The organism is Oerskovia sp. Root22, from assembly GCF_001429135.1.
GTDB classification, from domain to species: Bacteria; Actinomycetota; Actinomycetes; order Actinomycetales; family Cellulomonadaceae; genus Oerskovia; species Oerskovia enterophila.
In genome coordinates this window covers 301,805-322,462 of sequence record NZ_LMIL01000007.1, presented here as the reverse complement: position 1 = coordinate 322,462, position 20,658 = coordinate 301,805, and the positions used below count along the sequence as shown (strand labels likewise).

Here is a 20,658-nt window from a genome sequence, read left to right as displayed (position 1 = left end):
ACACCCCGGCCCCCGGGGCGTGCGGACGGCGCGCCGACCGTGGCAGCCGCGCCCGCCGTCGGGCCGCGTCCGACCTGATCGCACGCGCCAGAAGCGACACGCCCACGACGACCAGTGGCGCGGCCCCGGCCTCAGCCGGTGACCGCGCCACCCGTCACACCACCAGGGTCAGACCTCGCCAGGCATCGCCTTGCGGATCACGAGCCGCGTCCACCCACCGAGGTAGATGCGGTCGCCGTCGGCGACCTCGCGGCGCTGACCGGCCGGGATCGGGTCGATCGGCAGCTCGCCGCCCGCAGGGCTCAGGTACGTCCCGTTGGACGACTGGAGGTCCTCGACCCACCAGCGCTGCCCGTCGGTGTTGAGCTGGCAGTGCCGACGCGAGACGCCCGAGTCGGCGCCGCAGTCGATCTGGGGGTGAATGTTGCGCGAGGCCGACGGACGTCCCACGAGCACGCTGCGCTCGCGCAGCACCACGAGCCCTGGCAGCCCGGCCGAGGGCAACGGGTCCTCGGCCTTCTGCGCCTGGTACCAGTCGGGGTCGATCCACACCTCGACGACCCACTGGTCCTCGCCCGGCACGGGCGGGGTGGGCAGGTGCGTCCCCGTGCCCGACGGCGTCGCGCCCGTCCGTGCGGACGTCGCCTCGCCCTCGGCCGGGTCTGCCGGGTCGGCAGCAGCACCAGGAGCGACGAGCGGACCCGTCCCCGGGTCACCGGCGGCGACCGCAGCGGTCGACGGGCCACCCGCCCCGGGATCGCCCCCGGGCGGCGTCAGGGCTGCCGGGGCCGACAACGGGTCGGCGGACGGCGCGGCCGCGGGCGACCCCGCGGGAGGAGCGACCGGGTCCAGGTCGAGCGACGACGCCGGGGGAGCGAGCGGCCCGGACGCCCCGGCAGGCGCACCTGCCGGGACCGGGATCGCCGCCGACGGTGCCTCGGCGGGCTCGGGCAGCGAACCCGTCGTGAAGTCGTAGCCGCAGTTCTCGCAGAACAGCGCACCGGCCGCGGCCGGGAACGAGCAGTGCGGGCACGTGATCGGTTCGCCGCTTCCGGCACCCTCACCAGCACCAGCGGCGGTCGCGCCGGGTCCCGCAGAGCCGGAGGACACGGCCCCCGACGCGCCGCTCGACGCAGCCGCCATGGGCTCGCCGCACACGTCGCAGTAGTCGGTCGACTCGGACGCGTGCCCGTTGGGGCAGATCGCGCTCATCGCTTGACCCGCGTGGTCTTGGTCGAGGCGGTGTCGAGGGCCATCTCGTCGAGCTTGTCGGTGTTGCGCTTGAGGCGCACCGTGCCCTGCTCCTCGCTCTCGATCTCCACGACCTTGCGCAGGCGCGAGGTCGCCTCGTCGTTGCCCGTCTCGGCCGCGAGCTGGACCGCGCGGCCGAGCTTGACCGTGGCCGTCGCCTCGTCGCCCGCGGCCTTGGCCGCGAGGCCCTCCTGGATCGCGGACGCGAGCTCGGCCTGACCCGTGTAGTGCGCGACCTCGGGGTTGATGCGCGTGGTGAGCGCGCCGTCGTCGGACCACTTGGCCTTGACGAGACCCGACGAGACCACCTCGCCGTTCACGGCGAGCTGCACGCGCGCCGCGAGCTGCTCGGAGCCCACGGGCTTCGAGGCCACGCGCACGGCCACGTGGTAGTCGCGCGTCTCGTCGCCCCACGACCCCGTGGGGTAGGAGCCCGTGAGCGGGTTGACCACGGCGCGGCGCGTCGTGAGGTCCTCGACCGTCGGGGCGACCTGGCGGACGAACAGCACCTGGGCGCCCTGCGGGGCCCACACGCGCAGGTCCGCGGAGGCCACACCGCGCGACATGGACTTCTGGATGAGCGACGAGAAGTCGGCCGCGATCTCGCTCGGGTCGGCGATCAGGTCGACCGTCCCGAGCAGGGCCGTCGAGATCTCGCGCAGCTCGTCGACCTGCCAGCGCGACCCGACGCCTCGCGCGTCGCACTGGAACTTCCCGGTCACGTTGCGCACGACCTGCGAGAGGTTCTCGCGCGGCTCGGACTCGTTCTTGCCGTCCGTCAGCAGGATCGCGTGGCGCTGGGCGGCCTGGGGCACGGTGTCGAAGAGCTGGGCCGCGAGCTGGAGCCACGTGCTCATCGCGGTGCCGCCCGACGGGCTCATCATCGCGATGGCCCGCTTGGCCTCCTCGCGCGCCGCAGGCTCCATCTGGACCATCGCGACGCGCGCGTTGGGGTAGGGGAACGCGCGCTGCGCGACGTGGCTGCCGCCGACGATCGCGAACCAGGTCCCGTCGAGGATCTGGTCGACCGCGACCTGCGCCGCGTACTTGGCGGACTCCATGTTGCGCCCCGACATCGAGCCGGACGTGTCGACCATGATGATCTCGGCGACGCCGCCCCCGGAGGTCGCGGCGCCTGCCTGACCTGCCCCTCGGGCGGTCACCGTCACGATGGCGTGCACATCCGTGGCGCCCTCGGACAGGAACTCGTTCTGGAAGACCTCGGCGGAGAACTCGGCCATGGGTTCTGGGCTCCTTCGTGGATCAGAGGGCGCGCGTCGCGGGCTCGTCGCCCGTGACAGCGTCTGTGTGCAGGTTATCGGAGGTGGCCGAGGCGGGGAGCGCCTCGAACCGGGCGAGGGTCGCCGTGATGTTGTCGCGGCCGCCCTGGGCGTTGGCCCAGCGCACGAGCTCGGCAGCCAGCGCCCGGGGCTCGCGCCCCGTCGTGGCCTCGGTCGAGCGCACGAGGTCCGCGAGGTCGTCGGCCGCCGAGCAGTAGTTCCACAGGCCGTCCGAGCAGACCAGCAGCCAGCCCGACGAGTCCGGGACCGTCGGGGCGCACCGCGCGGCCGGGTCGGTCGAGTCGGGCCCGAGCCAGCGCGTGATCGCGTGCGCCTGGGGCGAGTTCTCGGCCACGTGGCGCGGGGTGCCCATGGCCATCAGCTCGTGCGCCCACGAGTCGTCGACGCTGAGCTGGCGGGCCGTGCCGGCGTCGGGGATCCAGTAGGCGCGCGAGTCGCCGACCCATCCCGCGACGATCAGCGGGCCGTCCACGACGGCCGCGACGAACGTGCACGACGGCGGCTCGGCCCGCTCGGCCTTGTCACCCACCGCGACCAGCACGGCGTCGTTCGCGGTCGTCGAGGCCGCGACCATGAGGGCCTGCCAGGCCTGGATGCGCTCGGTGACGTCCCCCGTGACGGGGGTGGCGCCGTCGGGCCCGCCGGACGCGAGCACGTCCCGGGCGGCACGCGCGGCCGCGAGGCTCGCGACGTCCGAGTCGGGCGCGGCCGAGACCCCGTCGCACACCACGAGCGCTGCGAAGCGCCCGGCCGTGGCCGGGTCGCCCGACGCGGCGAGCGCCATGGCGTCCTCGTTGCGCGCGTGGCGGATGCCGCGGTCGCACACGCCCGCGACCCACGGTGCGGGCCGCTCGGCCCAGTGGTCGCGCTCGACCTGGGCCTTCTCGCCGCACTGCTCGCAGTAGCCGTCGTCCGCGACGGTCCCGCCGCAGCTCGTGCAGGGGCGGTGCGTGGCGACGGGCGGCGGAGGCACCGGGTCGGCCGCGGGGTCGCCCGGGGGATCGGTCGGCTTGAGGTCGGCGGGGGGCTCGGGCAGCGCCGGCACCGGAGGGCGCGCCAGCACGGGCGGTCCGCCCGCAGCGACCGTCGCGGGCCCGACGTCGGAGCCGCAGTTCTCGCAGAACCTCGCCCCGGGAGCGGGGAGCTCACCGCACGTGGAGCACGGTGCGAGCACGCCGGTCGGCGTGTCCTCCGCGCTCACGTCGTGGTCCAGCGGCGCACGGCGTTGGCCTGGTCGACCAGGTCGATGCGCGCGATCTTGTCCTCGGTCAGGGTCGCCATCTCGCGGTAGGCCCCCTCGAGAGCGTCGCGCAGCGGCGGCTCCTTGGGCTCGACCCCGCCGATGCGCACGGTGCCGACCTGCTTGGTGGGCGCGGCCGTGACCTCCTCGAGCGCCGAGCGGAGCACGTCGATCGAGAGCGAGACCCGCTCGCGCGGGGGGATCGCGACCGACTCGACGCTCGCGAGTGCCTCGGCCAGGGCCGGGAGCCCGCGGCCCGAGCCCGCGAGCAGGCGTGCGCGGCGCATGCGGGCGTCGGTGTAGGAGCTGCGGGTCGGGGTGACCAGGTCCAGGGCGTGCAGCGCGCCGTCGAGGTCGCCGCGGGCCTGGCGGATGCGGGCGAGCCCGAACGCCGCGGGGGCCGTGTAGTTGGCGTCCGAGCGGGCGCAGATCACGTAGAGCGACTCGGCGATGTCCGGCTCGCCGCTGACCTCGCACGAGACGGCGAGCGCGAGCTTGGGCGCGAGTTCGCCGGGCACCTGGCCGTAGACGGCGTTGAACGAGGCGCGGGCCGCTGCGGCCTCGCCGCGCGCGAGCTCTGCCAGCCCGCCGATCCACGCCGCGCGCCACTCCCACGGGTCGTCGGTGAGGATCGAGGCGATGGTCTTGTCGACCTCGGCGAAGCGGCGGTGCTCGATCGCGGCCCGGGCGTAGGCGAGGCGGACCTCGACCGTGCCCTCGGGGGCGGCGGCGAGCGCGGCCATGCGGGCAGCCGGGTCGGCGATGTTGACGCCCGCGAGCCAGCTGGACATGGGGTCGGACTCGTCGACCTTGAGCGCGGGCAGCGCGTCCCAGGTCAGGGGCGCGTCGGCGTCGTCGGACACGGGGGCCTCGAAGAGCATCGACGCGGCCGAGTGGAGCGCCCCGCTGCCCGGTCCGCGGTCGGTCGCGACGACCTCGCGCAGGACCCCGATGAGCTGGGCGCGCATCTCGTCGATCGTGGCGAAGCGGTCGGACGGGTCGAGCGCGCAGGCCTTGGCGAGCAGCCGGTAGAACGAGTCGTACTTCTGGAAGACGGGTGTCTCGGCGACGGGCGGCAGGGAGGCGACGTACGTCGTCTGGTTGCCGCGGAAGTCGAGCACGAGCGTGGCGAGCGAGCGCCCGATCGTGTAGATGTCGGACGCGACCGAGGTCCCGACCTCCGCGACCTCGGGGGCCTGGTAGCCCACGGTCCCGAAGATCGCCGACGTCATGTCGTCGAGGCGTCGCACGCCGCCCAGGTCGATGAGCTTGACCCCGTCGCCCTGCTGGATCATGTTGTCGGGCTTGAAGTCGCAGAAGATCAGGCCCAGGTCGTGCAGGTAGGCGAACGCGGGCAGGATCTCGAGCACGAACGCGAGCGCCTGGTCCACGGGCAGCGGGTCCACCACGCCGTTGTTCTCGTCGCGGCGGTCCTTGAGGATCTCCTTGAGCGACTTGCCGCCCACGTACTCCATGACGGTGTAGCCCGCGCCGTCGTGCATGACGAAGTTGTAGATCTCGACGATGAGCGGGTGCTCGACCTCCGCCAGGAACTGGCGCTCGGAGATCGCGGCCGCGAACGCGTCGGGGTCCCCCGAGTTGAGCAGGCCTTTGAGCACGACCCAGCGGCCCGAGACGTTCTGGTCGCGCGCGAGGTAGATCCAGCCCAGTCCGCCGTGCGCGAGGCAGCCCACGACCTCGTACTGCCCGCCGACGACGTCGCCGGGCGAGAGCTGCGGGTCGAAGGAGAACGCGGTGCGGCACTGGGGGCAGAAGCCCGAGGTGCGGCCCGGTACGCCGTCGCGCGAGCGGCCCACCTTGGCGCCGCACGTGGGGCAGAAGCGCTTGGACTCGGCGAGCTCGGGCACGGCCATGATGGCCTGGAGCGGGTCGCGGACCGGGGCGCTCGGGACGGTCGTCAGTCCCGCGCCGAGCCGGTGGCCGCGCAGGCGGGTCGAGGACGTGCCCACCCGGCGCGTGGACTTGGTCCCCGTCACGGCCGAACGGGCCGAGCCGAGCGCAGCGCTCGCGAGCTGGGTCGAGCTGGTCCGGCCCGTGCGCGTGGACACGGCCTCGCCCTCGGGGCCGGGGCCGGCCGCGTAGTTGGGAGCGGCCTGGGCGATGCCCGTGCCGAGCATGGCGGACGGCGACGCTGCCGCGCCGGGCGACGTCGTCGTGCCCGTGGCACCCCCCGTGGAGGGCGCGGGCGACGCGGACGATCCGCCCGGGGAGCCGCAGACGTTGCAGTAGCCGTCCTCGATGAAGCCGTCGCAGCCCGGCTGGGCGCACGGCTCCTGCGTGGTCGATGTGGTCATCAGGACGATCCTTCCTGGCCCGGGACGGGCGACGATCCAGGGGCGGGAGACGAGAGGTGAGCAGGCAGGTCGCGGGTCAGGAACTGGTACTGCTCGACGAGGAAGCGCAGGAGGACGACGTCGCACGGCACGGCCTCGCCGGCCGCGCGGGCCTCGGCGAGTCCCGAGCGGACCGTCGGGGACACGCTGCGCCCGTTCGTGTCGGCCCGCACCCGGTAGGCGTCGAGCCGGTAGCGGAGCTCGGCGCGCTCGCGCAGCGGCGCGGAGTAGGAAGCCTCGACCGTGTCGAAGGCGCGCGCGACGGTCGCGAGGCGCGTGAGGAACCCGTCGAGCCCGGCCCGGTCCGCGGGGACCTCGCCGAGCCGAGAGACGTCGGGCACCGCGAGGCGCGGGGGAGCGGCGATCTCGCGCCGGCACCGGGCTGCGAGCTCGCGCAGCGAGGGCTCGCGCGCCTCGAGGGCTGCGTAGCGCTCGACGGCCTGCTTGCGGTCGCGGGCGAGCTCGCGGCGCTCGGAGGCGCCCACGATGAGGTCGCGCTCGGTGCGTGCGACCTCGGCCTCGAGCTCGGTGAGGGGGCCCGTGACGTCGGCGCCGTTCGACGCCTTGTCGCGTAGCCTCGTCCACCGCTCGCGCAGCTTCTCGACGCGCCCGCGAGCCGTGGTGTCGGAGCCCGCGAGCTCGTCGCAGCGTGCCAGCTCGGCACGCAGGCCGCGGAAGCGCGCGACCTCGTCGGCCGCGTTCGGGTCGAACGAGAGCCGCGTGCGCAGGGCGGACACGATCGCGTCGCACAGCCGCGTGGCCTCGACCAGCGAGACGAGCGACGAGCCGTCGGGCGAGCTGAGCCGGCCCCAGACGAGCTGGGAGATCTTCTCGCGACCCACCGCGTCGGCGCGCCCCGAGTCCCACACGACGCCCATCTCGTCGGCGCGCGTACGGGCCGCCTGCCAGAGCGTCATGGCCAGCAGCATGTCTGCCGTGTACGTCTCGGGCGACGCGGCGGCCTGGGCGGCCGCGTCCAGGCGGTCGAGCTCGGTCCGCCGGGCGCGCAGCCACTCCTCGAGGCGCGAGAGGTAGTCGTACAGCTCCGCCGCGGGGATCGCCTCGCCGAGACGTCCGGGCGCGCTCGGAGCCTGCTGGGTCCGGGGGGCGACGGGCGGCCCGGCAGCAGGGGTGGCGGACGAGGCAGGGGTCACGGCGTGCGGCCGTAGACGGCGACGGGCGGCGCGGGGGCCGGGCCGAGCACGCCGAGCCACTCGTCGTACAGCGCAGTCCACGTGCCGTCGGTGCGCATCTGCTCCAGGACGCCGTTGACGAACTTGACCATGTCGACGTTCTGGGCCGGGATGCCCAGGCCGTAGGGCTCGTCGGAGATCGCCTGGCCCACGACCTTGGCGTACGGGTCCTGGGCCGCGAAGCCCGCGAGGATCGTGTCGTCGCCCGTGATCGCGTCGACCTTGCCCTGCTGGAACAGCGCGAGGCAGCCCGTGTGCGTGGTCGCGGGGACCGCGGTGATGTCGGGGTACTCCTGGAGGCGCTCGAGCGTCGTGGTGCCGTCCGGTGCGCACACCCGCTGGCCCGCGAGGTCCGCGATGCCCTGCGCCTCGGAGTCGCGCGTCACGAGGACCTTCTGGCCCGCGTGGTAGTACTCCGAGGAGAACGCGATGGTCTCCCAGCGCTCGCAGTTGATCGTGAAGGCGCGGGCGACCACGTCGACCTCGCCGTTCTCGAGGACCTCGAGGCGCTGACCCGAGGTGATGACACGGAACTGCAGCCGGTCCGGGTCGCCGAAGATCGCGTTCGACACCTGGTGCAGCACGTCGATGTCGAAGCCCTCGATCTGCCCGCTGAGCGGGTTGCGCGCGCCGAGCTGGAGCGTGTCGGCCGAGACGCCCACGATGAGCGAGCCGCGGTCGCGGATCGCGGCCATGGTGCTGCCCGCCGGCAGGGCGCCCGGTCCGGGCAGGGGGCCGTCGGGGGCGTAGGACGCGACGGGGTTCTCGCACGTCGCCGCGGCGGCGACCGAGGAACCGGCCGCGCCGGCGGCCGCGCTGCCCGAGGTCCCCACGACCGAGGTGACCGGTGCTCCCGCCGCCGGTCCGGCGTCGGGCGTGGCGCAGCCGGCCAGGACCAGGGCACCCGAGAGCCCCAGCGCCACCAGGGCGCCCAGGCGCCCGCTCTTGCGGAAGGTCGAGGTGATCACCGGTACTCCTCCAGTCGGACGTTCAGGCCGCGCCAGGCGAGGACCGCCGCAGCGAGGCCCGCGGCCAGCAGGAGCCAGCCCGCGAGGGCCGAGCGGTTGCCGGCCGAGGCGAGGTCGGCCTGCGTGGCCTTGATGTTCTCGGCGATGTCGGACGTGACCGTCTGCGAGAACGCGGCGAACGCGGCGTTCGGGCCGCCCTCGTCGGCGCTCGTGGCGAGCGCGACCGCTCCGTCCCAGTCCCCCGCGTCGTCGAGCGCTCGGATCGCCTGGTGCTGGACGACCCAGTCGTCGAGGTACCCCGCGGAGGTCCCGTCGAGGTTCCCGTCGGCGGCTGCCTGGTCGAGGCGCTGCGCGGCGTCCGCGGTCAGCTCGACGAACGACTCCTCGTAGGTCTGGCCCGACCCGCGCTTGATGAGCGTGAAGCTCTCCATGGCCTTGGCGTCGTTGGCCTCGGAGTACGCGGTCGACGCCGCGAGCGTCGCGGCGTAGGGGCCGTCGCGGACCGCCGCGGCGGCGCTGTTGGTCTGGCTCAGCAGGACGGCCCCGCCCACACCCACGACCAGGAGCACGATGCTCGCGACCAGGAGCCCCACGTTGAGGACGCGGTGCGTGCGCTTGGCGAGCCACACCTGCGTGACGATCAGCAGCGCGAGGCACAGCAGGCCCGCCGCGAGGATCCACATCGCGTTGCGCACCATCGACAGGTCGGACGCGACGCGCTCGGCGTTGTCGTCGACGAGCGTCGTGAGCGTCGGCAGGATCTCGTCGCGCAGCAGGGTCGAGGCCTGGTCCAGGTAGGCCGAGCCCACCGGGAAGCCCTGCCGGTTGTTCGCACGGGCCTGCTCGATCAGGCCCGTGTAGACCGTGACCTGCGAGGCGACCACGCCCAGCTCGGTCGCGTCGGCGCTGTTGGAGCCCGCGAGCTCGGCGAGCCGGATCGAGGCGTTGGCGATCGCGTCGTCGTAGCGCGCGCGCTGGTCGGCGGGCTCGAGGCCGCCGACCAGGAACGCGTTCGTCGCCGAGGCGTCCGCGACGACCAGGTTGTTGCGCACGTCCTGGATGCCCACGAGCTGGCTCGTGTCCGAGCGCGCGTCCTCGAGCGCGATCCCCTGGACGCGCGCGGCCTGGAAGCCGAGCGCGCCGAAGACGATCGAGGCGAGCACGCACACCGCGAGGGCGATCCGCAGCTTGCCCGGGGTGCGGCGCAGCGCGCTGCGGACCCCGGCCCGGCGTTCCGCACGCTCCTGGGCCTGCGTCAGGGAGGCTGTCCCGGTCTGCCCGCCCGGCTGGCCGGGGTGGGCGGGCTGGACGGCCCGACCGGGCGCGGGGGCGGACCCGGGCGGCGGCGTCAGGGTCTGGCTCATGCAGGCTCCTCCTGAGGGGAGACGGTCGCGTCGGTGGGCTGGTCGTCGTCGGGCTGGTCGTCGGCGAGGTCGAGGGCGTCGTCCGCCGCGGTGGGCTCGTCGAGCACGTCCGCGGGCGGCACGTCCTCGGTGGGCGTCGTCTGCAGGATGCTCTCGGGGGCCTCGTCCGCGGGGAGCAGGTCCTCGGGCAGGAGCCGGCGCAGCTCGTCGAGCGTGGGCTCGGGCGTGTCCTTGAGGCGCCACGCGTGCCGGGCGATGGCCGCGTCCAGGACGTTGCGCGCGTGGCGGCCGTTGCCGAACCCCTCGGTGCGCGGGACGAGCGAGACCATCTGCTCGAACCGGTCGAGGGTCGTGGGCAGCGGCTCGAAGTCGGCCGAGGTGGCCATGCGCTCGAAGATCCCGCGCAGCTCGGCGTCCGAGTAGTCGTCGAACGTGATGGTCGTCGAGAAGCGTGACTCGAGGCCGGGGTTGGTCGCGATGAACCCGGCCATGGGGCCGGGGTACCCGGCGACGATCACCACGAGGTCGTCGCGGTGGTCCTCCATGTCCTTGACGAGGGTGTTGATGGCCTCGGCGCCGTACTGGTCCTCCGCGAGGCCGTACGCCTCGTCGATGAACAGCACGCCGCCGATCGCGGTCGCCACGACCTCCGAGGTCTTGACGGCCGTCTGGCCCAGGTAGCCCGCGACGAGCTCGGAGCGGTCGACCTCGACCAGGTGCCCCTTGCTCAGCAGCCCGAGCGCGCGGTAGATCCCGGCGACCAGGCGCGCGACGGTCGTCTTGCCCGTGCCGGGGTTGCCGAGGAACACGAGGTGGCGCGTGAGCGTGGGCCGGGTCAGGCCTGCGGCCGTGCGGAGCTGCTCGATGCGCAGGAGCTCGGTCTGCTGTCGGATCTCGTGCTTGACCCGGTCGAGCCCGATCAGCGCGTCGAGCTCGGCCAAGAGCTCCTCGAGCGACCGGGGCGGCTCGGCCTCGGTCTCCTCCTCGGCGGGAGCGTCGCCCGTGGTCGCGTTCTGCGCGCCGCCTGAGGCCTGGTTGCCCGGGGTGCCCGACGGCGCCGCGTGCGTCGCGGGGTCCGGGGCGCCCGGGGTGCGCGCACCCAGGGCGTCGAGGATCGCGTCGACCGTCGGGAGGACGTCCTGCGCCGGGGGGCGCAGCCCGCCCGCGCCGACGAGAGAGCCCAGGTCGAACGGGTTCGTGCCGCTCGGGAGGGTCGGGTCGAACGCGGGCGTGGGGAAGCGGGTGGGCGCGCCGTGCGGCGGGTGGAGCGGGCCGGCCGCTGACGGCACCGCAGGGTGCGGCCCTGCGGGCTGCGGCGCGGCGGTGTGCGGCTGGGCCGCGGCCCGCTGCACGGCCGTCGTGGACGCGGCGTTGGCGGACGCCGCGAGCCCGGGGGAGCCCAGGGCGCCGGCCGCGTCGATCACGGTCGCGAGAGCCTCGGCGTAGGCGGCCGCGTGCTCCGAGCCGGCCAGCACGAGCGTCGTGAGCTGGTCGGTCGGGGCCGAGCGCCACCGGCGACCGCGCTGGGCGGCCTCGAAGAACGCGGTGAAGTCGTCGGGGGCGCGGCCCACGGCCTCGAGCCACGCGGGGGCCGCGCCCGTGGACGACTCGGCCACCGCGGCGGCGAGACGCTCGCCCTCGCGCGTGACGTCGTCGGGCACGAGGCCCCCCTGGCGGCCCACCTCGGTCAGTGCCGTGATGCTGCGGGCGAGCGCCCCCTGGCGCGCGGCGCTCATGGTCGTTCCAGCCCGCCCGGGGTGCCCGGCGCCTGCGGCTGGGCGGATCCGAGCCCGGCCTCGGGGGCCAGGGCGATCGAGGACGTCTGGAACTTCTCCGCGAGGAACTGCCCGTGCGCCACGAGCGCCACGGCGTCGGCGCGCGAGACCGCGTCGGAGATCTTGTCGAGCGTCACGCCCAGCAGGTCGAGCTGGTCGCACAGGATCATGAGCGAGGTCTTGCCGCGGTTGATGACGCGCGTGTCCGCGAAGTCGCGCGGCAGGCGCAGGTAGCCGCCCACGGCCTCCGGGAGGTAGCTCGTCGCGGTCGCCACGACCGTGTGCGCCTGGGCCGTGCCGCCGCCCAGGCGGTCGAGGCGCGGCGCCATGTCGTCGACCGTCTTCGCGATGCGGTTCACGCGTGCGGTCACCGCGGGCGGGACCCTGCCCTCGATCTGCGCCTGGACGGCGTCGACCGAGGCGAGGATGTCCGCGCTCGTGGGCGCCGGAGGCAGCGCAGGGATCTCCGGCGGGCGGTTGCGCCCGCCGCCGAACAGGTTCTGGAACCAGCCCATGGTGTCCGGATCAGACCTTTCCGAGGTCGAGCGCGCCCGTGGCGGCACCGGTCTGGTCGCCCTGGGCCACGCGGTCCAGGTACTCGCGGGCCTTGGTCGTCTCGGTCTCCAGGACACCGATGGTCTGCGCCATCGAGTCCAGGGCCTGGACCTTGAACGTCGAGATCGAGTCCATGGTCGCGTAGATGTTCTGGAACGCGGCCTGGAGCTGGGGGAGCCCGACGGTCGCGCTCGCGGCCTGCGACTGGATGGACGCCGACTGGTCCGCGAGCATCTTGGACGTCGAGGCGATCATGTTCGACGTCGTGGTGTTGAGCGCCGTGATCTGGTCCAGGACGAGCTTCTGGTTGGCGAGCGCCTGGGCCACGATGACGGCCGTGCGCAGCGCGGAGACGGTCGTGGTGGTCGCGCGGTCGACGCCCTTGATGAGCTCGACGTTGTTCTTGATGACGATGTCGATCGCGAGGTAGCCCTGGATGGACACCGCGAGCTGGGTCAGGAGGTCCTGGTGCTTCTGGCGGACGTAGAACAGGACGTCCTCGCGCAGGGCCTTGGCCTTCTCCGGGTCCGTCGCGTCGAGCTCGGCCGTCTTGGCGGACAGCTGCGCGTCGAGGCGCTCGGCCACGTAGATGTACTGGTTGAGGCGCGCCATGGTGTCCCACAGGTGCTGCTTCTCGAGGTTGAGGGCCGCGTTGTCCTTGCGGAGCTCGTCCTGGCCGTCGTAGAGCGCGCGGATGATCGCGTTGAGGTGGCCCTGTGCCGACTCGTAGCGGCGGAAGTAGTCCGTCAGCTTGTCGCCGAACGGGATGAACCCGAGGATCTTGCGGCCCATGCTGGCCTCGGACGGGTCGAGGTTCTCGACCGTGCGGCGCAGCTCGAGGAGCGTGCTGCCCACCTTGGAGCCCTCGGACAGCCCACCCTCCTTGAGGGCGCGCACGGGCGTGGCCAGCAGGCGGTTCGAGGAGTCGGCCGCGGTGCGGATGTCCTGGTCGCCCATGGTGCGCACGTCGTTGGCCTTGGCGGCGAACTCGGGAGAGCGGGCGTCGGAGGCCATGAGCGCGTCCAGGTAGGACGTGACCTTCTGGTCCAGGCCGGGGATCGCTGCCTCGTCGACGCGCGGAGCCATCGCGGGAGCCTGCGTGGTCGCGACGGGCTTCACGGGCTCGGGCGCGGAGAGCACGAGGTGCTCGGTCGCGGCGGGGGGCTGGAGCGGTGCTGCCTCGGTCATCGTGATCCTTCGCTCGTGTCTGCCGGTCGCCGGCCGGGGCGCTGACCGGTCGCCGATCCTGGAGCAGGGGTCGGCGCGAGACCCACCCCTGGAACCCGGCGAACCGGGCAAGCCGGTCCATCGACCGGTCCCGGGAGTATATCTGCGACGGGTGGCCGGTTCTTTACTCTTTCACGCCCTGAGGGGGGTGAGAACTCCCCATGGAAGGATTCTCGGCATGAGCGCTGAGATCACGGTCCACGTCCGCGGCAGCAACCGCGCAGGACGCCCCCTCCTGCTGCTGCTCCACGGGTTCGGCTCGCACGAGCACGACCTGCCCGCGATCGCCGGGCACCTGCCGCCGGTGTGGGACTGGGCGTCGTTGCGGGCACCCCTGGCAGCGGGCAACGGCGGGTTCTCGTGGGTACCGATCGAGGTGCCCGGGCGCCCCGACCCGCAGGTCGTGGCCGACTCGACCGCCGCGGTCCTCGCATGGCTCGACGTGAACGTCGAGCCGGGGACCGTCGTCGTGCCCGTGGGGTTCTCGCAGGGAGGGCTCATGGTGACCCAGCTCCTGCGGGCCGCGCCCGAGCGGTTCGCGGCGGGCGTCGTGCTGTCGGGCTTCGTGCTCGACGCGGTGCTGCCCGGCGACGAGGCGCTCGCGGCGAGTCGGCCGCCCGTGTTCTTCGGGCACGGTGACGCGGACCAGGTCATCTCGCCCGACGCGACGGCGCGGACGCCGGCCTGGCTCCCGCAGTTCACTGACGCGACCGAGGTCGTGTACCCGGGGCTGCCGCACTCGATCAGTGCCGAGGAGCTCGCCGACGTCTCGGCGTTCCTGGAGAGGGTGCTGCCGGACGGTGCGACCGGCCGGTGAGGGTCGGTACGGCGTGAGCCGACGGCGGAGCGCGCGTCCGCAGGGGCGTCTCGCCTGGGGCTGGGGCTGGGGCTGGGGCTGGGGCCGGGTGCTTCGGGGGTTGCGCCCGGGGCTGGGGGCCTTCCGGGGGCGGGTGGTGTTTCTGCGGAGCCACCACAATTGTGGTGGCTCCGCAGAAGCACGACCCTGAGGTCCCGGTTGGTTCGTCGGCCGTTGGTCTCACGACGAGAGCTGGAGGCGGGATTCGTCGAGCTCTCGTTCCGCGACGGTCAGGCGGAGATGTACGGAGCTCGTGACCTGAGCAGCGGCTTCATGCTCACCCATGTGGGGGGCGAGGCCGCGTGGGACTTCCTTGTGAACGTGGCGAGCGCTTGCGGGCTGACGATCATGCTGGCCGGGCTCGTCGTCGTGACGGATGCGCAGGCGCTGCGGGACCTTCCCGAGGAACTCCTTCAGGACGCCCGGGTGGCCACGAGCGGAGCCACGCTGCGGATGCTCCTGAAGGACGCGTAGCGGTGCCCCGAGCAGGACTCGAACCTGCAACCTACGGATTAGAAGGCCGTTGCTCTATCCATTGAGCTATCGGGGCGCGGGGACCATCGTAGTGGGATCCGGCCGTGACCTGCGCGCACGCGCGCGAGACGGTCGTGTCGCGGACGGTCCCGCGCGGACCCGCCCGCCCACCTCACCCGGCTCCTCGGCAGTCCGCGGCCCCGCGACCGGCGCGCGCGTTTGGCATCGCCTCGGGAACCACAGAAGATGAACGGGTGACGACCCGACATGCTGCCGACCGTGCCCCGCGGGCAACCCCCGCCTCGGGCAGGACGCCCGGCAACACCCCTGAGGAGATCGGGACGACGGTCTTCGACGTGGGCCGTGACCTGCGCCGCGACGTGGCCGAGGTCGAGCTTCCGCTGGTCCTCGACGGGGTCGAGGAGGCGGAGGCCGCCCGCCGGCGCCTGCTGAACCAGCTCGACGAGCACCTGCTCCCGCGCCTCAAGGAGCTGTCCTCCCCGGCGGTCGTGGTGATCGCCGGGTCGACGGGCGCGGGCAAGTCGACGCTGTACAACTCGTTGCTGGGCGAGGAGGTCTCGCAGGCGGGCGTGCTGCGCCCCACGACGCGCGAGCCGGTGTTCGCCTACAACCCGCTCGACGTCGACGTCCTGGTCCACAGCCCCACGACCGCGATGTCGCGCGTCGTCGAGCACGACGGCGTCCCGCGCGGCACCGCGCTCCTGGACGCCCCGGACCTCGACTCGCTCCTCGCGGAGAACCGCTCGACCGCAGCCCAGCTCCTCGAGGCCGCAGACCTGTGGCTCTTCGTGACCACGGCGGCGCGCTACGGCGACGCCCTGCCCTGGGTCGCGCTCGGACAGGCCATGGAGCGTGGCGCGAGCGTCGCGATGGTCCTCAACCGCGTCCCGCAGCACAACCTCACGACCATCCGCGGCGACCTCCTGGCCCGCCTGCGCGAGCACGGCATGGAAGGTGTGCCGCTCTTCGTGATCCCCGACGTCGGGCCGCACGAGGGCATGCTCGACCGCGCGACCGTGACCCCCATCGCCCGGTGGCTGACCATGCTCGCGGGGCCGGACAGGTCGCGCGCCGTGATCGTGCGCACGCTCAAGGGATCGCTCGCCGCGCTCCCGGCGTGGGTCACGGGCATCGCGGACGCGGTCCAGCAGCAGGTCGAGGCCGCGGAGGTGCTGCGCGGCACGATCGAGAAGGCCCTGCCCGACGCCGAGGCCTCGGCCCGAGCGTCCGTCGCCGCGGGCGTCGTCGCGGAGGGCTCGGTCGCCTCGCGCTGGGCCCAGCTCGCGAGCGCCGAGAAGATCGACCGTCTCAAGGTGCGCCACGGGCTGGCGCGCTCGACCAAGCGCCGCGGGCGTGCACGTGAGGCAGCGCTCGAACCGCTCCTCGACGAGGTCCGCGCCGCGGCGACGCGCACGCTGGTCGCTGCCGGCTCGAGCGCCGACGACGCGTTGCGCGCTGCGCTCACCGGCCCGGACGCGCCTCCCGGGGGTCCTGCGTTCGCGCCCGAGCACGGCGACCCGGCCCGTGAGGCGGCGCGCGAGAAGGCCGCCGCAACCCAGGTCCACGAGTGGGTCTCGGTCGCCGAGCGTGCGGTCGAGGCCCTGCGCGGCATCGACGAGCCGGGCGTCACCCCGCAGGACAGCGCCGAGAACCGCAGGGCAGAGGCCGCGGTCAAGGCGCTCGGGCCCACGGGGCTCGTCGCGCTGCTCCTCACGTCCGCCGCAGGGGTCGACGACGCCACGCGCCTCGTGCAGGCCCTGCTCGGCGAGCCGGGGGTCGCCTCGGCGCAGACCCTGGCCTCGGACCTCGCCGACCGCGCCGCCGCGATGGTGGCCCGCGAACCCGTCGACCTGCTGGAACGCCTCGACATCCCCGCCCTCGCGCCGGATGCCGCCGTCGGGCTGCGCCTGCGCCTCGCTGAGCTCAGGAGGCTCTCATGACGTCCCACGACTCTCAGCTCAGGTCCCGCGCGGACGACCTCGGCAAGGCCCTCGACCTCGCGGGCGACCGGCTCGACCCCGAGGTCGCGGACCGCATCCGGACCGCGATCGGCGGGGTGCGCGAGCGCCTCGCCCTGGGCGTCGACCACACGGTCGTGGCGCTCGCGGGCGGCACGGGCTCGGGCAAGTCGAGCCTGTTCAACCGCATCTCGCGCCTGAACTTCGCCGACGTCGGTGCCAAGCGCCCCACGACGGCCCGCATCACGGCGTGCTCGTGGAGCGACCAGGCCACGGCGCTCCTGGACTGGCTCGAGGTCGACCCGGAGCGGCGCATCACGCGGGGCAGCGAGCTCGACGGGGACGCCGAGGAGGGCCTCGACGGGCTGGTCCTGCTCGACCTGCCGGACCACGACTCGATCGAGCCCGCGCACCAGGCGGTCGTCGACCGCGTCCTGCCGCTCGTGGACCTGCTCGTGTGGGTCGTGGACCCCCAGAAGTACGCCGACGACGCGCTGCACTCGGGCTACCTGCAGAAGTCGGTCGGGCTCGAGGCGTCGATGGTCGTGGCGCTCAACCAGATCGACACCGTCCCGACCACCCAGCGCGGCAACCTCGTCGCGGACATGGGTCGCCTCCTCGAGGAGGACGGGCTGTCCGGGGTGTACGTGACCATGGTCTCGGCCCGCACGGGCGAGGGGCTCGGCCAGGTGCGTGAGCTGCTGCAGCAGGCCGTGGCCCGACGCAGCGTGGCCGCGAGCCGGGTCGCGGGCGAGCTCGACCGCGCGGGGGCTCTGCTGCTCGAGCAGACCCCGGGCGAGGTGCCGTGGACCATGAGCACCGCGGTCGACGAGGAGGTCTCCGCGATCGGCGAGGCGACCGGGCTCTCGGCCGTGGCAGGTCAGGTCGCCGCGGCCGTACGCAACGGGTACGGCCGCCCCGAGTTCGCGCCGCCGCAGACCGACGCGGTCGCGCTCTCGCGCAGCCGGTGGCTCGCGCGCGCCGGCAAGTCCTTGCGCCCGGGCTGGAAGCAGGCGCTCGACGAGGCCGTCGCCCCGGCGGACCGCCTGGTCGAGGACACCCAGCGGGCGCTGTCCAAGGTCTCGCTCGACACGCGCGGGCCGTCCTCGGCCCGTGCCACGCGCACGACCGCGCTCGTGGCCATCGGCGTGGCCGTCGTCACGGGGGCGCTCGCGATCCTCAGCTCGTCGGGCGTGCTGGACCTCGACCGGACGATCGTCGCTGCGTCCGCGATCGTGGCGGGCGCGGCGGTCCTGGTGGCGCTCGGCTTCTTCCTCGCGGGGATCCAGATCCGTCGGACCCTGGCCCGTCGGCGCGAGGCGACCGTGCTGGCCTCGGGCCGCGGAGCGGTCGAGCGAGTGGTCCAGGAGACCATGGGCAAGCCCACGCAGAAGCTGCTCGACGAGCACCGGCGCGTGCGCGAGCTCGCCCAGTCCGCACGCGACACGGGCAGGACCGCACCGCTCACCGGGGCGTTGAGCTTGCCCACAGCCCACGATCTGGTCGCTCCGTCCACAGACGGCTCGACGTCCCCGGACACCGCTGCGCGCGAACCGTCAGCCTGAGGTCGCGGTCGGCACCAGGCCGGCCCCGCACCCAGGAGGAACGATGGGCAACGACGTCACGGTCACGCTGGCAGGCTTCATGGGCACGAGCCCCAAGCTGTTCGCGTCCCCGACCGGCAACGACTTCACGAGCTTCCGCATCGCGAGCACCACGCGCTACCTCGACCGCACGCGCGGCGAGTGGGTCGACGGACGGACCATCTGGTTCACCGTCAAGGCGTGGAGGGGCATGGCCCAGAACGTCGTGGCCTCGCTGCGCAAGGGCGACGCGGTCGTCGTCACGGGGCGTCTCGCTGTCGACGAGTGGACCAGCCCCGAGGGGCCTCGCACCAACCTCGTGATCGAGGCGAGCGCCCTGGGCCCGGACCTCACGCGGGGACAGGCGCGCTTCTCGCCCACGGTCCACCGCCCCACCACGCCCGACGGCGCCGCGCACGGCCAGGCGGCTGCCGCCCCCGAGCCGGGGGCCGGCAGCGAGAACACCTTGGGCCTCCTCGCCGTCGCGGGCGGCGACACGGAGTGGGACCTGGGCGCGCTGGGGGAGCCCGTCACCGAGGACGACGACGCCGAGCACGGCCTGGTCGACGACGCGCTCGGGCTGCTCGCCGCGGACGACGGTCACGCGGACGACGAGGACGGCGACGTCGACCAGGATGGCGTGACCCGCGAGCTCCTGGCGACGCGCTGAACCCCGACCGCGTAGGCTGAGGGGTCGAAGACGCCCGCCCCACCTGGGGCACCCCGGGTCCGGGGCGGGCGCACAGCATCCCGCGAGCGATCGAACGGTGGAACAGAGCCAGTGGCTGAGTTCATCTACTCCATGTACAAGGCGCGCAAGGCGCACGGTGACAAGGTCATCCTCGACGACGTCACCCTGAACTTCCTTCCCGGTGCCAAGATCGGTGTGGTCGGCCCCAACGGTGCCGGTAAGTCCACGATCCTGAAGATCATGGCCGGGCTGGAGCAACCCTCGAACGGCGACGCCCGGCTCTCGCCCGGGTACTCGGTCGGCATCCTGCTGCAGGAGCCGCCGCTGAACGAGGAGAAGACGGTCCTCGGCAACGTCGAGGAGGGCGTGGCCGAGATCAAGGGCAAGCTCGACCGCTTCAACGAGATCTCGGCGCTCATGGCAGAGCCGGACGCCGACTTCGACGCGCTGCTCGCCGAGATGGGCACCCTCCAGGAGGCCATCGACGCAGCCGACGCGTGGGACCTCGACTCGCAGCTCGAGCAGGCCATGGACGCGCTGCGCTGCCCGCCGCCGGACGCCGACGTGTCGGTGCTCTCGGGTGGTGAGCGTCGCCGTGTCGCCCTGTGCAAGCTCCTCCTCGAGAAGCCCGACCTGCTGCTCCTCGACGAGCCCACCAACCACCTGGACGCCGAGTCGGTCCTGTGGCTCGAGCAGCACCTCGCGTCGTACCCCGGCGCGATCCTCGCCGTGACCCACGACCGCTACTTCCTCGACCACGTCGCGGAGTGGATCTGCGAGGTCGACCGCGGGCGCCTGTACCCCTACGAGGGCAACTACTCCACGTACCTGGAGAAGAAGCAGGAGCGCCTGGCGATCCAGGGCAAGAAGGACCAGAAGCTCGCGAAGCGTCTGAAGGACGAGCTCGAGTGGGTCCGCTCCAACGCGAAGGGCCGCCAGACCAAGTCGAAGGCGCGTCTGGCGCGCTACGAGGAGATGGCTGCCGAGGCGGACCGCACCAGGAAGCTGGACTTCGAGGAGATCCAGATCCCGCCGGGCCCGCGCCTGGGGTCGGTCGTCCTGGAGGCCTCGAACCTGCAGAAGGGCTTCGACGGGCGCAAGCTCATCGACGGGCTCAGCTTCACGCTGCCGCGCAACGGCATCGTCGGCGTGATCGGTCCGAACGGTGTCGGCAAGACGACGCTGTTCAAGACGATCGTGGGCCTCGAGCCCCTCGACGGCGGCGACCTCAAGGTCGGCGAGACCGTGTCGATCTCCTACGTCGACCAGTCGCGTGGCGGGATCGACCCCAAGAAGACGCTGTTCGAGGTCGTCTCGGACGGGCTCGACTTCATCAAGGTCGGCAACGTCGAGATGCCCTCCCGGGCATACGTGGCGGCGTTCGGCTTCAAGGGGCCGGACCAGCAGAAGCCGGCCGGCGTGCTCTCGGGTGGTGAGCGCAACCGTCTGAACCTCGCGCTGACCCTCAAGCAGGGTGGAAACCTCCTGCTGCTCGACGAGCCCACCAACGACCTGGACGTCGAGACCCTCGGCTCGCTCGAGAACGCCCTGCTCGAGTTCCCCGGCTGCGCCGTCGTGGTCTCGCACGACCGGTGGTTCCTCGACCGCGTCGCGACGCACATCCTCGCGTACGAGGGCACCGAGGAGGACCCGGCGAACTGGTACTGGTTCGAGGGCAACTTCGCCTCGTACGAGGAGAACAAGATCAGCCGCCTCGGTGCGGACGCCGCGCGCCCGCACCGCGTCACGTACCGCAAGCTGACGCGCGACTGACCCGTCGCTGACGCGTGCCGCCCTGCCGGCGGCGGAGAGGGCCCCGACGAGGATTCGTCGGGGCCCTCTCGCGT

16 protein-coding genes and 1 tRNA gene are annotated in these 20,658 nt (G+C 73.4%); 6 read left to right on the top strand and 11 right to left on the bottom strand.

Annotated features, from left to right (window positions below; all coding sequences use genetic code 11):
* Nucleotides 1-168 precede the first annotated feature (168 nt).
* The 10 genes from ASE15_RS06270 to ASE15_RS06225 are packed head-to-tail and all read right to left on the bottom strand — an operon-like array spanning nucleotide 169 to nucleotide 13,189.
* Entirely contained in the window at nucleotides 169-1,212 is a 1,044-nt protein-coding gene (locus ASE15_RS06270) for an FHA domain-containing protein (protein ID WP_056762208.1), read from the bottom strand.
* Nucleotides 1,209-2,492: a VWA domain-containing protein gene (locus ASE15_RS06265; protein ID WP_056648528.1), complete on the bottom strand. Its 1,284-nt coding sequence runs from the start codon at nucleotides 2,490-2,492 to the stop codon at nucleotides 1,209-1,211. Before ASE15_RS06265 ends, ASE15_RS06270 begins: the two co-directional genes overlap by 4 nt.
* A 22-nt stretch (nucleotides 2,493-2,514) precedes the next feature.
* Nucleotides 2,515-3,753, bottom strand: a complete 1,239-nt coding sequence (locus ASE15_RS06260; RefSeq protein ID WP_056762206.1) for a protein phosphatase 2C domain-containing protein — start codon at nucleotides 3,751-3,753, stop codon at nucleotides 2,515-2,517.
* Nucleotides 3,750-6,107 (bottom strand): serine/threonine-protein kinase, encoded by a 2,358-nt coding sequence (locus ASE15_RS06255; RefSeq protein WP_056762203.1) that lies wholly within the window; start codon nucleotides 6,105-6,107, stop codon nucleotides 3,750-3,752. The genes ASE15_RS06260 and ASE15_RS06255 overlap by 4 nt, the downstream gene beginning before the upstream one ends.
* Nucleotides 6,107-7,300, bottom strand: coding sequence for a hypothetical protein (locus ASE15_RS06250; RefSeq protein ID WP_235534210.1), 1,194 nt, complete (start codon nucleotides 7,298-7,300; stop codon nucleotides 6,107-6,109). Before ASE15_RS06250 ends, ASE15_RS06255 begins: the two co-directional genes overlap by 1 nt.
* Nucleotides 7,297-8,307: a glutamate ABC transporter substrate-binding protein gene (locus tag ASE15_RS06245; protein WP_157277154.1), complete on the bottom strand. Its 1,011-nt coding sequence runs from the start codon at nucleotides 8,305-8,307 to the stop codon at nucleotides 7,297-7,299. The genes ASE15_RS06250 and ASE15_RS06245 overlap by 4 nt, the downstream gene beginning before the upstream one ends.
* Nucleotides 8,304-9,671: a hypothetical protein gene (locus tag ASE15_RS06240; protein WP_056648534.1), complete on the bottom strand. Its 1,368-nt coding sequence runs from the start codon at nucleotides 9,669-9,671 to the stop codon at nucleotides 8,304-8,306. The genes ASE15_RS06245 and ASE15_RS06240 overlap by 4 nt, the downstream gene beginning before the upstream one ends.
* On the bottom strand, nucleotides 9,668-11,407 hold the full coding sequence (locus ASE15_RS21730; protein ID WP_056762200.1) for an AAA family ATPase: 1,740 nt from the start codon (nucleotides 11,405-11,407) through the stop codon (nucleotides 9,668-9,670). Before ASE15_RS21730 ends, ASE15_RS06240 begins: the two co-directional genes overlap by 4 nt.
* Nucleotides 11,404-11,961, bottom strand: a complete 558-nt coding sequence (locus ASE15_RS06230) for a hypothetical protein (protein WP_056648536.1) — start codon at nucleotides 11,959-11,961, stop codon at nucleotides 11,404-11,406. Before ASE15_RS06230 ends, ASE15_RS21730 begins: the two co-directional genes overlap by 4 nt.
* Nucleotides 11,962-11,971: 10 nt before the next feature.
* The gene (locus ASE15_RS06225; RefSeq protein ID WP_056648538.1) at nucleotides 11,972-13,189 is read right to left on the bottom strand and encodes a toxic anion resistance protein; all 1,218 of its coding nucleotides are present in this window, start codon (nucleotides 13,187-13,189) and stop codon (nucleotides 11,972-11,974) included.
* A 217-nt stretch (nucleotides 13,190-13,406) separates the two neighbouring features.
* Between ASE15_RS06225 and ASE15_RS06220 the strand changes: the two genes are divergently transcribed.
* Together ASE15_RS06220 and ASE15_RS06215 are read left to right on the top strand one after the other, a co-directional pair.
* On the top strand, nucleotides 13,407-14,045 hold the full coding sequence (locus tag ASE15_RS06220; RefSeq protein WP_056762197.1) for an alpha/beta hydrolase: 639 nt from the start codon (nucleotides 13,407-13,409) through the stop codon (nucleotides 14,043-14,045).
* A 312-nt stretch (nucleotides 14,046-14,357) separates the two neighbouring features.
* Nucleotides 14,358-14,558 carry a hypothetical protein gene (locus ASE15_RS06215; protein WP_157257460.1) on the top strand — a complete coding sequence of 67 codons (201 nt, stop codon included), beginning with the start codon at nucleotides 14,358-14,360 and terminating at the stop codon, nucleotides 14,556-14,558.
* Between the two features lie 3 nt (nucleotides 14,559-14,561).
* On the opposite strand, the gene ASE15_RS06210 is transcribed toward ASE15_RS06215, so the two are convergent.
* A tRNA-Arg gene (locus tag ASE15_RS06210) sits at nucleotides 14,562-14,634 on the bottom strand.
* A gap of 178 nt (nucleotides 14,635-14,812) precedes the next feature.
* Here ASE15_RS06210 and ASE15_RS06205 point away from each other — a divergent pair.
* From ASE15_RS06205 to ettA, 4 genes are all read left to right on the top strand, one after another.
* Complete coding sequence (locus tag ASE15_RS06205) at nucleotides 14,813-16,519, top strand: GTPase (protein WP_056762192.1); 1,707 nt, start codon at nucleotides 14,813-14,815, stop codon at nucleotides 16,517-16,519.
* Nucleotides 16,516-18,102 (top strand): GTPase, encoded by a 1,587-nt coding sequence (locus ASE15_RS06200; RefSeq protein WP_056648547.1) that lies wholly within the window; start codon nucleotides 16,516-16,518, stop codon nucleotides 18,100-18,102. Before ASE15_RS06205 ends, ASE15_RS06200 begins: the two co-directional genes overlap by 4 nt.
* A 43-nt stretch (nucleotides 18,103-18,145) precedes the next feature.
* The gene (locus ASE15_RS06195; protein ID WP_056762190.1) at nucleotides 18,146-18,790 is read left to right on the top strand and encodes a single-stranded DNA-binding protein; all 645 of its coding nucleotides are present in this window, start codon (nucleotides 18,146-18,148) and stop codon (nucleotides 18,788-18,790) included.
* Nucleotides 18,791-18,901: 111 nt separating this feature from the next.
* Nucleotides 18,902-20,584: an energy-dependent translational throttle protein EttA gene (gene ettA, locus ASE15_RS06190; RefSeq protein ID WP_056648551.1), complete on the top strand. Its 1,683-nt coding sequence runs from the start codon at nucleotides 18,902-18,904 to the stop codon at nucleotides 20,582-20,584.
* Nucleotides 20,585-20,658: the final 74 nt, after the last annotated feature.